Annotated in this window: 10 protein-coding genes and 1 pseudogene; 8 read left to right on the top strand and 3 right to left on the bottom strand. The window is 46.2% G+C overall.

Annotation, left to right across the window (positions count from 1 at the left end):
• The first annotated feature begins 198 nt into the window (after nucleotides 1-198).
• Complete coding sequence (locus ACMWKA_RS05175) at nucleotides 199-1,083, top strand: ATP-grasp fold amidoligase family protein (RefSeq protein WP_152043873.1); 885 nt, start codon at nucleotides 199-201, stop codon at nucleotides 1,081-1,083.
• Between the two features lie 43 nt (nucleotides 1,084-1,126).
• Here ACMWKA_RS05175 and ACMWKA_RS05170 read toward each other — a convergent pair.
• Nucleotides 1,127-1,903 (bottom strand): annotated as a pseudogene (locus tag ACMWKA_RS05170) (MipA/OmpV family protein).
• Between the two features lie 105 nt (nucleotides 1,904-2,008).
• Here ACMWKA_RS05170 and ACMWKA_RS05165 point away from each other — a divergent pair.
• Entirely contained in the window at nucleotides 2,009-2,695 is a 687-nt protein-coding gene (locus ACMWKA_RS05165) for a response regulator (RefSeq protein WP_152043875.1), read from the top strand.
• Nucleotides 2,692-3,879: a sensor histidine kinase gene (locus ACMWKA_RS05160; RefSeq protein ID WP_152043876.1), complete on the top strand. Its 1,188-nt coding sequence runs from the start codon at nucleotides 2,692-2,694 to the stop codon at nucleotides 3,877-3,879. Before ACMWKA_RS05165 ends, ACMWKA_RS05160 begins: the two co-directional genes overlap by 4 nt.
• Nucleotides 3,880-4,161: 282 nt before the next feature.
• Here ACMWKA_RS05160 and ACMWKA_RS05155 read toward each other — a convergent pair whose 3' ends face one another.
• Together ACMWKA_RS05155 and ACMWKA_RS05150 are read right to left on the bottom strand one after the other, a co-directional pair.
• Entirely contained in the window at nucleotides 4,162-5,052 is an 891-nt protein-coding gene (locus ACMWKA_RS05155; RefSeq protein ID WP_152043877.1) for a GNAT family N-acetyltransferase, read from the bottom strand.
• 22 nt (nucleotides 5,053-5,074) lie between these two features.
• Entirely contained in the window at nucleotides 5,075-6,493 is a 1,419-nt protein-coding gene (locus tag ACMWKA_RS05150; RefSeq protein WP_198996554.1) for an efflux transporter outer membrane subunit, read from the bottom strand.
• 230 nt (nucleotides 6,494-6,723) lie between these two features.
• Here ACMWKA_RS05150 and ACMWKA_RS05145 point away from each other — a divergent pair, with 230 nt between their 5' ends.
• The 5 genes from ACMWKA_RS05145 (at nucleotide 6,724) to ACMWKA_RS05125 (ending at nucleotide 13,414) form a co-directional block, all read left to right on the top strand.
• On the top strand, nucleotides 6,724-7,830 hold the full coding sequence (locus tag ACMWKA_RS05145; protein ID WP_152043879.1) for an efflux RND transporter periplasmic adaptor subunit: 1,107 nt from the start codon (nucleotides 6,724-6,726) through the stop codon (nucleotides 7,828-7,830).
• The gene (locus ACMWKA_RS05140) at nucleotides 7,827-10,409 is read left to right on the top strand and encodes an efflux RND transporter permease subunit (protein ID WP_301512092.1); all 2,583 of its coding nucleotides are present in this window, start codon (nucleotides 7,827-7,829) and stop codon (nucleotides 10,407-10,409) included. The genes ACMWKA_RS05145 and ACMWKA_RS05140 overlap by 4 nt, the downstream gene beginning before the upstream one ends.
• A gap of 1,114 nt (nucleotides 10,410-11,523) precedes the next feature.
• Complete coding sequence (locus ACMWKA_RS05135; protein WP_152043842.1) at nucleotides 11,524-12,414, top strand: integrase domain-containing protein; 891 nt, start codon at nucleotides 11,524-11,526, stop codon at nucleotides 12,412-12,414.
• A complete protein-coding gene (locus tag ACMWKA_RS05130; RefSeq protein ID WP_152043841.1) occupies nucleotides 12,407-12,652 on the top strand; it encodes a hypothetical protein in 246 nt (81 codons plus the stop codon). Before ACMWKA_RS05135 ends, ACMWKA_RS05130 begins: the two co-directional genes overlap by 8 nt.
• A 390-nt stretch (nucleotides 12,653-13,042) precedes the next feature.
• Nucleotides 13,043-13,414: a hypothetical protein gene (locus tag ACMWKA_RS05125; RefSeq protein ID WP_152043840.1), complete on the top strand. Its 372-nt coding sequence runs from the start codon at nucleotides 13,043-13,045 to the stop codon at nucleotides 13,412-13,414.
• The last annotated feature ends 338 nt before the right edge of the window (nucleotides 13,415-13,752 follow it).

Below are 13,752 nucleotides of genomic sequence, written 5' to 3'. Positions count from 1 at the left end.
CTCTTATGAAATCCTGTTTGTTAAATGTTGTGGCTGACTTATAATAAACCGGAACGTGATTTTATTATCGCCACTTTTTATTATTTACGTATGTTTACGAAAATACATCCCAATCTTAACGGTTTCTCAATACTTCCTTGACTGAGAATTGACAAGTGCAGGTTAAATTGACTCTGTCATTTATCCTGGGGATTTATCATGTTTTTAAGTAAATTTAAAATGATTGAGTATCAGTTCAAGGTTTTCAGAACACTGTTTGTTAGCGATGAGGAGTATCGCAGGAAAAAATTTAAAAAAATTTTTGGTAAAGAAGTCTCCTTGACATCACCGAAAACGCTGAACGAAAAAATTAATTACAGAATGGTTAATCAGCGAAGTGATTTCTTTACGCTAGTTGCAGATAAAATTTCCGTACGAGATTATGTTGAACTTGCCATTGGTCCTGAGTATCTTGTTCCTTTGTTGGGCGTTTTCGAAAAGCCAGAAGAAATTGAATTTAGCAGACTTCCATTGAGTTTCGTTATGAAGTGCAATCATGACAGTGGAAGCGCAATTATATGCAATAATAAATATAATCTTGATCTGGAAAATGTCATCCGCCATTTTAAACAGCATCTCAAAAGAAATCCGTATTACACCAACCGTGAATGGCAGTACAAAAACATTAAGCCGCGTATCTTAATTGAAGAAAAAGTAGAATTGTTTCGTGGTAAATCGCGGGATACCACACCAGAAATGTTCAGAATACATTGTTTCCATGGCAGACCACACTTTATTGAGGTCGACTTCACGTCGGGCAATGGCAACGAGCATGTAAACATCTATAACACTGAATGGGAGTTGGAGCCATTTACTCTGGGGTATGCCAACACACCGAATCCAATCGACAGGCCAGCATCCTTCAATAAAATGCTTAGCTTAGCCAGTAAGATAGCTATTGATTTTGACTATTGCCGTCTGGATTTTATGGCATCTGACGACGCTATATTTTTTAGTGAAATTACACTGACACCAGAAAGCGGTCAACTAAAGTTTAATCCTCCAGAATGGGACGCAAAGCTTGGCCGGTTGTGGGTGCTTTAAATTATCTGGCGGCATAATGCCGTCAGATAACTGATGCCAGCGTTTAAAAATTATATAATGCGCCAATAGTAAAAGTGATGTAATCATCCTTTTTAACAATCGGGCTTCTGTTTACACGGTTCGGTAGAGTGGTGTAACGAAAATCAGCATATCCTGACCAGGAGTCAGTGAATGCATGCTGCCAGTTAATAGTATAATCAATACTGCTCATTCCGCTTCCGGCATTGTATTTTCTGTAACCTGAATTTGTACTTTGTCTTTCATTAACACCAAACTAGGTGTCATTAAATCGTGCATCACCGTATTTACCTTCCGAGCTAACTGTCAGCGTATCTGTATCATTATTAAAGAGAACGAGATTGACTTTAACGTTATACTGCATACCTTGACTGTCTGTCAGTGGTGCAATAATATTCCCTTCAAAACCGACCCAGGGGGTTATCCACCATCCAACAGTAGTCGTACTCGTTATTGCTGGCTTGATTTTTCCCATGCCTTTCAGTTTTTTCGACCCCTCCTGAATCCAGGAGTTACCTTTATCAGTTCTCCCGACAGAATATCCTAAAGCCTGACCAATATAAATACCATTATCAAATTGCCGGGTATAACCCGCCCCTTTTTCGGAGTTCAGAAACCAGGTGTCGTTACTCCATTCAATATAGGGCAATACGTTCGTGTTATATTTATCAGCCCCCGTATATTCCGGAGCATACTGTGCACCCAGTCCAATCGTTAGGGATGGTGTGGCATTTTCAGATGCTGCCTGCGATGAAAATGACAAGGTAACTAATGTCGCGATGGCAAATTTTATTTCCTTCATAAAACTCCCGAAATGAATTATGCTTATATAAAAAGGAAACATAGTATGCATGCAGATAATCAAAAAACCCGCAAGATTTAATCAAGATTCAGTCAAGGTGCGAATATGAAACGTGTCTTAATTATTGAAGACGACCTCGATGCTGCGAATGTGCTTGAGGCATACCTTAAACACGATCAGTTTGTAACGGCGGTAGCCAGTAATGGTCAACATGGTCTGGAACTGGTCTTTAGCTGGAAACCCGACCTCGTTTTGCTGGACGTCATGCTACCAGCAATGAGCGGAACGGACGTTCTGCTGGCTGTACGCCGCAGGAGTGATGTACCGGTGATCATGATCACCGCCGTGAGCGATGGTAGCGACAAAATCAGTGCGCTGCGTTTTGGTGCGGATGACTATGTCGTAAAACCCTACAACCCGGGCGAGGTCGTTGCCCGTGTACGCGCTGTTCTCAGAAGATATTCGAGTGAGCGAGTCACCAATATTATTCAGTTCAGAGGACTTAAAGCGGATATGGAGTCGATGCAGGCAACGGTTGAAGATGAACAGGGTGCATCTACATTATTAGATCTGACTCCAACGGAATTCTCACTACTTGTGACTTTCCTTAAATCGCCCAATAAGGCGTTTACCCGGCAGGCATTACTGGAAGCTTGCCTGCCTGACAGTTATGCACTCGAACGTGTTGTGGACACGCATATTTATAACTTACGCAAAAAGCTTGAGTCCGCTGGTCAGACAGATCTCCTCGTTAACATCAGAGGCATTGGCTACAGGTTTTCAAACATATGAAGATGGATCAAAACAGACAAAAAAAGGAGCCAGGAACCTTATGGTCCTGGATTTGCGGCCGTCTGATATCCCTTGCTGTTGGCTGTATCATTCTGATCGCTTTTTTGATGTGGTTACGCTTTTATGTGCAGAACAAATGGCATGAATACCGCATGCCGGAAGATGTACGGGCTGAACTTGCCGTACTGATAAAAAATCCGCGCCTGAATATAAATCGTTATCACGAGATTATTGATACCTGGTATGGCCTTTCTTATTCCGACCCCTCAATGGGTGTAATGGACTGGCTAGTACTAGGAGCCCTGATACTGTTCTTCATACCGGTGATCGTCCTGATTACCCTTAAGGCCGCGCGCCCTATTTCGCGTCATATCGGCAGACTCGATCGCGCAGCCCGATCAGTTTCTGAAGGTGGGTTCGGCTTTAAAGTGCCCGTTCCGGATATCCTGCCGCTTGAATTGCAACGTCTTAGTGAAAACTTCAATGATATGTCAGTGAAGCTTGAACGTTATGAAAAGGATTTAAAAAAGGCCCATGTAACGCTGGCACATGAGCTTCGTTCCCCACTAACCGCTGCTACAGGTCGCCTGCAGGGTATGATTGACGGAATATTTGAGCCAGACGAAGACCAGTTGAAGATGGTGATGCGTCAGCTTAACGAGCTGAACAGGCTCGTCGAAGATCTGCATCTTCTTAAACTGGCCGATGCCGGTCAGCTTAACCTGGATGTTATGCCAGTAAACCTCAGTGATATTGTACGGGAAAAAATCGCGTGGATAACGCCTTCCGCTAAAAAAGTTGGGGTGGATATTATCCACCATCAGAAACAAACAATCACTTGCATGGCTGATCCGTACCGTATAGGCCAGGTGTTCCTGATACTGATGGATAATGCGCTACGCTATGCAGCTGACGGTGGGGTCCTTGATATAAGCTATCGTTCTTCCTCTGAAGCTGTTGTTGTAGTGTTCAAAGATAGCGGCCCGGCAGTTGCTGATAACTTCCTTGACAGTATCTTCACTCCTTTTGTGCGTGAAGATGTATCCCGCTCGCGTCATAGCGGGGGATCAGGACTGGGTTTATCAATTGCGCGGGCAATCTGTGAAGCTCATGGCGGAAGACTAAGCGCTGAAAAAAACAAAGAAAAAGGATTATCTTTCTGCATAACCCTCCCCAGGCATTAAATTTTTCAGCCATTGAAGCATTCTTAACAATGCGTGTACAGTTCCTTGATTATCGTCTGATTAAATGCATGGTAAACGGAGGTTTACCATGTTGTCAGGTTTTATTGAGAGTTTCTTGTCAGCATGCGATAAATTTGATGATAGCTGTGTCTGGATTATCATTATCGCGATTATAATTTTTGTCATTCAACTTTTTGTGGCTATCCTCCTGGACACAAGTCACTCAAACCGGAATAAAAAATAGACTGCATCGATACGTTTATTTTGGGCGATGCCGGATAGCTAATAGCACAGCACTTTTCCTGTTTTAGTGGCCTCTGACCATCTCAGTTTGTATTCCCAGTTTTTTTCGAACATCCCTATTGAAAAAGCCATCTTTTTATTCTGTATGGCGCATATTCTGCGGGCGTCAGAGATATTTGACCACATGAGCAGGCTTCCAGGGCTGTACTGTGAAAACTGTGGGTCCAACCCCCCATTCGGCACATCAAAATAGATCATATTTTCACTCGATGCTGCAAGAACCAGATCGATGGCACAAGGTACGCCTGCAAAAAACATAACATTGCCAAAAATCATATGGCGAACAGAGGACAGCAGTTCAAAAATTTTCTGTCGGTCATAGCATCTGACTCTGTCTGCAAAACGCAGTTTAAACAGATGCACATAAAGTTGCGCAATCTCTCCTGCTGATATGTCAGCAAGTCGATAGCTTTCGCCTCCCTGAGATAAAAACTTTCTGAGTTCGCTATTTCTCTTTTTGGTTGTTTTAACCGAAAAGGAGTCTTTAACGCGACACACCTGCCTTTTCGTTCGGTAGATAAAAGCAGAGTTAATTATGTTTGCCCGGTTATCAGATGACAGCCGGTTTGTCTTTTCAGGTAGCCAGATTTTTTGCTCAGCCGCAACAGGAAGCATAATTTCGTCGAAGGAGACCGGGTATTCGCGCCAGACATTTAAACCAATATTCTTATTATCAACGGTGAAATAAGCTGCCGTAGTTATCCCATTTTGACAATAATGCCAGAATTGAAACTTCATTCGGCCCTGGTTCATAAAAAACATGACCATGTCGGGGTGCATATTCACGCTACCGCCAAATTTATAATATGCTGCAGCGTAAACATCATAATTACAGGGAACCCACCCCATAATGGTATGTTTAAGACTCATAATCCTGTGTCCCAAAAAATAATCAGATAGCGCTATCGCCGCCCAGAACAGAATACAGTTTTACGCCCTGGATAAGGTATTTCAGACGTGATTCCAGTAACTGTTTACGTGCTTCAAGAAGTTCATTGTTCTTATGTACCAGACCTTCTGTACTCAACTGGCCTGCCGTCTGCGTCATTACGGACATCTGGTATTGTGTCATTGCAGCCGTGTAAATCGCCTCACTATTGCCATACCGGGCTTTCATAGCCGCCTGTCCTGCAAGTGCATCGGATACATCCCTGAAAGCCTGCTGTATCGCCTTCTGGTAATTGACAATTTCGACCTGTTTATTCAGTTCAGCGATGCTCAGATTTGCGGCATTTTTCCCGCCATCGAATATCGGCAGGTTAAGCGAGGGGACAAAACTCCAGCTTGCCGTTCCGGCGGACAGGAGGTTGCTCAGCTCTGCTGAGGTTGAGCCACCCGCCGCGGTTATTGAAACCGACGGGAAGAATGCGGCACGCGCGGCGCCGATTCGGGCATTAGCTGCTTTCAGAGCATATTCTGCTGAAACAACATCCGGGCGTCTTAGCAGTACATCCGAAGGAAGTCCGCTTTGAAGAAGGGGGAAACGCCAGTTCTGGCTGAGTGCGACGTTCTTGAATAATGAAGCGGGCAGCGGCTGACCGACTAAAAGCTGTAATGCATTGTAATTCTGCTGTGCCTGCAATTTAAATGTCATCAGTTCTGTTTGTGCGCGTTCAGCTTCTTTATCGGCTTCAATAACATCATTCTGTGTCAGTGCCCCCTCCAGGTATGCCTGATGCACCATTTCTTTTTCTGTCAGCTTATTCTTCAGAAGCTGAGTGGATATTTCTGCAGCCTCACGGCTGGACAGATAATTGAAATATGCGCTCACTGTTTGTTCTATTAAATTGATTCGCAGCGCCCGGGATGTTGCACCGGCGGCAAGATATTCATTCAGAGATGCTTCTTTCAGGCTGCGCAGTCGCCCCCAGAAATCAATTTCCCATGACGCTGAAACCAGTTTCGCATCGAACTGATGATACGTAACAGCTCCTGTATCGACTGTGTCATAAATTCCTGCGGGCTCATGTGCAGCTGTTTTCTCGACAGTCATACCAATATTAGGAAGCGTGGACAAACGGTCTGCACCATATTGTTCCCCGACCTTTTTAAGATTCAGAGCAGACACCTGCAAATCTTTATTGCCTGCGATGGTCAGTTTGATCAGTTGTTGCAGTTTTTCGTCATTGAAATAAGGCGCAGAAGAACGGGCAACGTTTGTTCCCTGAAGAGAAACTTCCTGTTGATTCCACTTCAACGGGATCGCTGTTTCCGGCCTGTGATAATCCGGCATCAGGCCACAGCCTGAAAGCAATAATGCCGAAAACAATGTGATGGTTAAGGATGTAAATCTTGTAGTTTCCGGTATCATTACTCTTCCCCGAAGTCATGTTAATTGCCATAGCCGACGGCCATATCCGTCCCTCAGACAGATTATCCAGACCTTTATCAATAAACGGTCAAGGGCAATTCAAGGTTGATGCAATATGCCAGGAAAGAATGACTTTTTTATATCCATTGACTGTATCTTGATAATTCCTGAAGCGTTCCTTGTTCTTTGTGCGGTTAGATAACGATCTGGAATAAACCGGGATTTACACGATGCAATATCACAAAAAACACATCATTCAGAAGCCGCTCACTTCAGTTTCAGGTCTGGGCGTATGTGCATTTAGCATGTTACTGCTCCTAACGGGCTGTGATGATAGTCAGGTTGCACCTGCTTCTTTGCGGCCGGTTAAAACCTGGGTCGTTCAGGAGGCGCAACATGTCCCTCCATTAACCTGGACTGGCACCATTGAGCCCTCAGAAGAGGTTACTCTCCAGTTTCGTATTGACGGAAAACTGGCCAGAAAACTGGTAGATGTCGGCGCGAAAGTGACAAAAAACCAGCCCGTTGCTCTGCTGAGTGGCTCCATGAGCCAGGGCGAGAAAGCGGCGGCGGTGGCTGAATATCAGGAAGCCGTAGCAGCGGAACAAAAAGGACGTCAGGAACTTGAGAGGACAAAAAAACTGTTCGCTATAGGAACGGCATCCAGAGCACAGCTTGAGGAGGCGGTGTCCTCTGTTGCAGCATTGAACGCACGTAAAGCCCGGGCTCAGGCTCAAAAAGATGCAGCGCTCAACGAATCGGATTTCAGTACGCTGAGAGCGCCTTTTGATGGTGTGGTCACGTCGTATCTCCCTTATTCCGGACAAACCATCGCTGCGGGCCAGGATATCCTAAAAGTTTCCTCTTCGAAGGCTGAGGTACAGTTCAGTGTTTCGTCCGGGCTGGCTTCAAAATTACATGCCGGAGACCCGGTATCCGTCAACGACGGGGTCTCACGGATCAAAGGGCAAATAAGGTATATCACACCCCAGCTTGATAGCAGCACACGTACGAGTCTGGTCCGTGCAACGCTCTCTGCAGCGGAAAACGAACCTGTGTTTGGATCTGCTGTATCAGTCGAACTGAGTGCGTATGACGATACCGTTATTCCTCTACCTGCCTCTGCACTGACCCGGGCAGGTAACCAGCCCGCTGTATTTATCGTTGATCCGAAACTCGGGAAGCTCGTCATCCGTCCGATAAATATTGTTCGTTTCTCTGACGATAAGGCCTATGTATCCTCTGGCCTCAAAGCAGGCGAAAAAGTGGTTACTGCCGGTGTTAATACGCTACAGGACGGCGAAAAGGTGGATGTCAGCGCTGAGGCAATGAAATGAATCTGGATAAACATAACCTTTCATCCTGGGCACTGGCCCATCAGCAGATGGTCAGTTTTTTCCTGCTGATCATCATGGCGGCGGGCTGCCTTTCGTTTACCGCACTGTCGCGGGATGAGGATCCTGCGTTTACGATAAAAACAGCTGTTATCAGTGCCGACTGGCCCGGTGCAACGCCGGCGGACATGGTGAACCTCGTTGCCGATCCAATTGAGAAGACAGTTCAGGAGCTTCGGTGGTTTGACAGTGTTGACAGTCAGACCCGAAATGGTCATACAAAAGTCACTGTCAATTTGCTGGATGCCACACCTCCGTCGGAAGTGAAACCGTCATGGCAGGAGCTACGCAAAAAAATTCGGGATCTCGCCGCCACGCTTCCTGCAGGGGTTAACGAGCCGGTGGTGAATGATGAATATGATGCCACCTACGGCACCATTTACGGCATTACCGGGGACGGTTTTTCCAGTGATGAGTTGCGAAACATTGCAGATCAGGTTCAGCGCGATCTCCGTTCTGTGAAAGATATTGGACGCACTGTGCAGCTTGGCGTACAGCAGCAACAGGTTATTCTTAGCTTCTCAGCACGCCAACTGGCCACACTGGGCATTTCTCCTGATGAAATTATGGCTGTACTGAAGAGCAGCAATGCCGTTACGCCTTCAGGCGAGCTGCGAACGCGTGATGACCGGATGAGTCTTCTTGTCAGCGGTGCAAAACTTACTGAAGATGCTCTCAAGCGTATCAGCCTGCGTTCCGGGGAGCGTATTCTTTCCCTGGCTGATATTGTCACCGTGACCAGAAAAGCCTCAGAAACACCTCAGCCGGTTTTCCATGTTAATGGACATCCGGCGCTTGGCATCGGTATAGCTATGCTATCGGGTGGAAACATGCTGCAGTTTGGCGAGGCTCTTGATCAAAAGCTTGAGCAGATTAAGGCCAGACTTCCGCATGGCATTACCATAACGAAAGTCGCCAACCAGCCAGCTATTGTTGACGAAGCCGTGGATGGGTTTCTGCATGTGCTGATGGAGGCCATTATCATCGTGATAGCGGTCTCATTTGTTTCTTTAGGGCTGCGCGCAGGTCTGGTCGTTGCCGTGGCCATTCCAATTGTTCTGGCTTTGACCTTTACCGGGATGGATTTGGCAGGTATTGGGCTGCAACGAATCTCGCTGGGCGCGTTAATTATTGCGCTGGGATTGCTCGTGGATGACGCGATGATCACTATCGAGTCAATGGTATCGCACCTTGAGAAAGGGGAGCCTCTGCGAAAGGCGGCATCAAGTGCCTTTGTGAAAACCGCGTTTCCGATGTTAACCGGGACACTGGTTATGATTGCCGGATTCATCCCTGTGGGGTTCGCCAAATCAATGGCGGGTGAATACTGCTATTCATTATTTGCCGTTATCTTTATTTCTCTGCTCAGCTCGTGGGTTGTTGCCGTGCTTTTTTCACCAATCAGTGGTGTATGGCTGCTGAAAGGGGCAAAGCTGCAGCAGCACGATGAAACCAAAACCGGACGACTGGCAGGCATGTATCACAGCCTGCTCGCATTTTCGTTCCGCCATCGTCCTGCGGTTATCATTTCATCCGTACTGCTTTTCGGCGTTTCAGTGTTTAGCAGCCAATGGCTCAAAAGTGAGTTTTTCCCGGCATCGGATCGCCCGGAGCTGCTTGTGAGTCTGACATTGCCGCAAAATACAACGCAATATGTTACGGAACAGGAGACCCGACGTCTTGAAAATATTCTGGATAAAGACGAAGGGGTCAGTGGATATTCCTCTTATATTGGTACTGGCGCGGTTCGTTTCTATCTGCCAATGGATATTCTTTCTGATGCTGAGAATATTTCCCAGCTTGTTGTCGTGGCAAAAGACCTTGAGGCCAGGGAGAAGCTGCAGGCCAGGCTGACCAGAATTATGAATGAGCAGTTCAGCGATATCGTTACCCGTGTCTCACCGCTGGAACTAGGTCCCCCGATAGGCTGGCCGCTTAAATACAGGGTCACCGGTCCGGATTTTAATCAGACGCGAATTTATGCCCGGCAACTTTCCGGCCTGCTGGCAAAGGACTCGCGAGTGACAGGGCTGAATATGACGGCTGGTGATCCGCAGCGTACGGTCAATATTCAGATAAACCAGGCTGCAGCAGGGATGGCGGGACTGACCTCGGAGCGTATTGCTAACATGCTGAACATGTTTTACTCCGGTCTTTCTGTCACAGAGTTGAGAGAGAAAAATCACCGTACTGAAGTCATTTTACAGGGTAACGAAGATGACAGGAATAATCTTTCCGGTCTAGAAGGGACACTAATTACCACTGAATCGGGTACGAAAATCCCGTTATCGCAGGTGGCATCATTTTCATGGGATTTAAAGAGCCCGGAAATACAACGCCGTAACCGGGAAGCATCTGTAACTATCCAGGGGGATGTGATCAAGGGGCAAAATGTTGATAGCGTCGGTGCTGAACTTGAGCAGGTGATCACCGAATTCCGTTCAGAACTACCGACCGGGTATGTGGGCGAACGCAGAGTATCTAACATATCTCAGACAATAAATCATGGATGTTGTCGTTAGTTATTTCGTTCCGTTGACCAGAAGGGGAAGGGAGTTACACTCGTATTTAGGCGCTTATGTAGCAATGCAATATCATCATAATAAAAAATCATTCTATCAAATCGCAACACAGTTATCAGTGTGTTATACAACTACCATTTAGAATTATTGTTTTTATATTTACTCTTCCATAGCTCATAATAGCAACCAGTTTAAATCAATCACAGATAAAAACTTGTTAAAGGATCGCTCTCCGATCTAATATCTTACTCGTTGTACCGTTGCGTTGTATGCAACACGCCAATGCCTCGGTGATCTGAGAGAGGCGCCTTCGGGTGATCGCCATGCCAATGCCACCGTAACCTGAGAGGTGGCGCCTTCGGGCGGTAACTTCGTTTACCCTTTGAAAACGAAGATCGCATACAGTTTGAATCTGGCGATTAAGGTCCCTTTCACTTCTGTATCTGTTTTCAGATACGTCTTGCAGCCGCTGTCTGGGTGCAATTTTCTTATCGTTTTCACTCTTTATGACGCTGCAGGCCGTTGCGAACTTTGCGGCGTGGGTATGACCATTTGGCACATTTGGGCATCTTCCACGGTTGCATTGAGAGCAGAGGAGCGCGGCGTCACTTGTGCACGAGTGAAACGAGTACCAAGTGACGCGCGCAGCGCAAAACTGGCAGAGCTGACGCACTGCCATTTCGACAACTTTTTTACCAACTGACCAACACGTACTTAAAGGTTTTAAGAGCCTTAAAAACGTACTCCATTCACTGTTTGTTCATTTATCAACCAAACGCCTTTACCGTAAAAACGGGTAAGGACTTCATTCTGAAAGGAGAAAATCGACACGATATCGATGGCGACACCAGTCAACATTCTGGTGTGTGGAAGCAGACTGATTAATTTCAGCCCGGTGCAAACCGCGAACAGGTCAGAGACCTGGGGAGCTTCGCAATAACTCAACATTTCGCCGCCCCGATGCACAGATATCTGTCGAGACGCAGGAAGCGCAACCATAAACCGTGCCGTCGGGGTGAAATTCATCGTCTGTAGCTGTGGCGCAGCCGGTGTCAGTGCTTTTCCGTTCACGCAGACGGAAAAGCACTGACACCTGTTTAATGGAGGGTTGACTATGGCAAAACTGAATAAGAATTTAAAAACGCTTGCCAGACAGGCTGGCGGAAGTTTTAAAACTGTTTCCGACCGTATGAAAATTGCGGACAGGTTTGCTGAACGTTTATTAAAACTTAACGTCCAGATTAGAGATATTAAGAACATCAGGACGGGGCATATCGAGTTGTATATGAAGAGCCGTCTTTCCGAAGATATTTCCAGACGCACACTTCAGAACGAAATGGCAGCTATCCGGGCTTTGTTACGGGTTGCGGGTAAAACATTCATGGCAAATCCTTCTCACGAAAAACTGAGCAATCAGGCTCTGGGTATTTCGGAAACGAGCCGGGATGGAACTAAGGTGGCTATTCCCGATGCTTATTTTCGGCAGGTATTGACGAGTGTAGAGCAAAAGGATGATGGCGTTGCATGTGCAATGAGACTATCCAGATTACTCGGTTTAAGAACAGAAGAAACAGTACAGTCTGCTAAATCATTGCGTACCTGGCAAAAAGCTTTACTCAATGGTGACGAAAAAATACGTGTTGTATTCGGGACAAAAGGAGGACGTCCAAGAGATACAACGGTATTAGATCGTGACTCAACTCTGGCTGCAATCAATGCGTCCCTTAAACACTTGAATGAAAATAATGGAAAGTTGATTGATAAGCCATCATTACATACAGCTATTGAACGTTATCGCAATGTTGTCCGTGAATCCGGATTAACAGGAAAATATGCGCCTCATAGTTTACGTTATGCCTACTCTGTTGATGTCATGAATTATCATATGAAAAAAGGTTTCACTAAAGAAGAGGCACAGGCTCTGGCTTCAATGGATTTGGGACATGGCGATGGCAGGGGGCATTACGTGGCTCGTGTTTATAATAAGGTAAAGGGTAATGAGTAAAAGCATTTTTGTTTCTGGTGAGGATTTGTTTATTGGTCGTGTGTTTTTGGGATGGAAGGAAAGGATTTCACGTATTATCGACAGGGGACATTACGAGGTGGCCTGTTCACAGGAGGCTCATGCGCATTACGGCGACAAATTCACCCGTACTGATGCCTGTCTTTATTTCATCTATGGCGCACTGTCTGAAAGTTTCAGGAAATCTCTGAGAGAAAAAGAAAACGCTCATGATATGTAAAAAAATGATCCTGTTTTCTGGTCAATTTAAACATGACACAATGTGGGAAGATCTTTGCGTTGACACTTGCCTGAGGTGCTGGAATTGTGTACGCTTAATTTGCTAACGTTGTCTCTGACAACTGCCAATGCCTGAGTGATTTGAGACAGGCGCCTTCGGGTGATCACATGCCAATGCCACAGCAACCTGAGAGTGGCGCCTTCGGGTGGTTTAATCCTGTTTAACCTTTGCAAACAGGGGCCTGATAACCAGGTTAAGGTCTATTTCACGCTATGCCCTACGCATCCTTACCTTACATTTAATCCTCACGTCTGACGCTGTTGGTCGTGCCACTACCCCATTGGGAAACTTTCCCTCTGGGATCGGTTTCCCCTCAAAAGGAATCCGATCATGTATGAATCACGCACGTTGTCCGCTTATTACTCATCTCATCATGCCAGCGAGCAGATCGCTCACAAAATTACGCTGGCAAAAGCGGAAGGCGAGCTGCTGAGTATCGCAGCGCTACGCCGCCTTGACCTTAATACCGGGACAGATGAAGACGGTTTTCAGTTTTACGTCTGGGATATGGCTGCTGTTGCCCGTGACCTGGCTGAGTTGTCTGTCCGGAAACTCATACCTGACTCATGGGTAACATTCTATGACAGCCTCTGTCGTCTGGCAGAAAGCATCGATAAAGCAGCCTGGGATTTTTTTTATCAGGTTGCCATTAAAGATGAAGAGGCCTTTCTGACGATGGAAAGCCACGACGCTGATTTCTGACCACTGATACCTGACCCGCAGGGGATTTTCTCCCTGCGGAGAGAAATCCTCTCGTCCACAAACAAAGGATTTTTCTATGCTCAACCATACCGTTAACGCGATCTGTCTTGTCAGACCGGACAGTCCCGAATGGCACCACATGTGGGCAGAACTGTCCGCGTGTGGCCCGAATCGTGATTTACCGGACCCCACTGCCGCTGAAAACTTTGGTGAAGTGTGGCAGTACATGGAAACGCAGGATAGACTGGCCCCCTGAATCTCCAGACAGTTGGTATCACTTAAGTTAGTGATAGTCTTAATACTAGTTTTTAGACTAGTCGTTGGAGTCCGAATGATTG

This window comes from Enterobacter sp. 03-F-07-AD-ECC (genome assembly GCF_047530935.1).
Lineage (GTDB): Bacteria > Pseudomonadota > Gammaproteobacteria > Enterobacterales > Enterobacteriaceae > Enterobacter > Enterobacter cloacae.
This window is presented reverse-complemented; position numbering and strand designations above follow the sequence as displayed.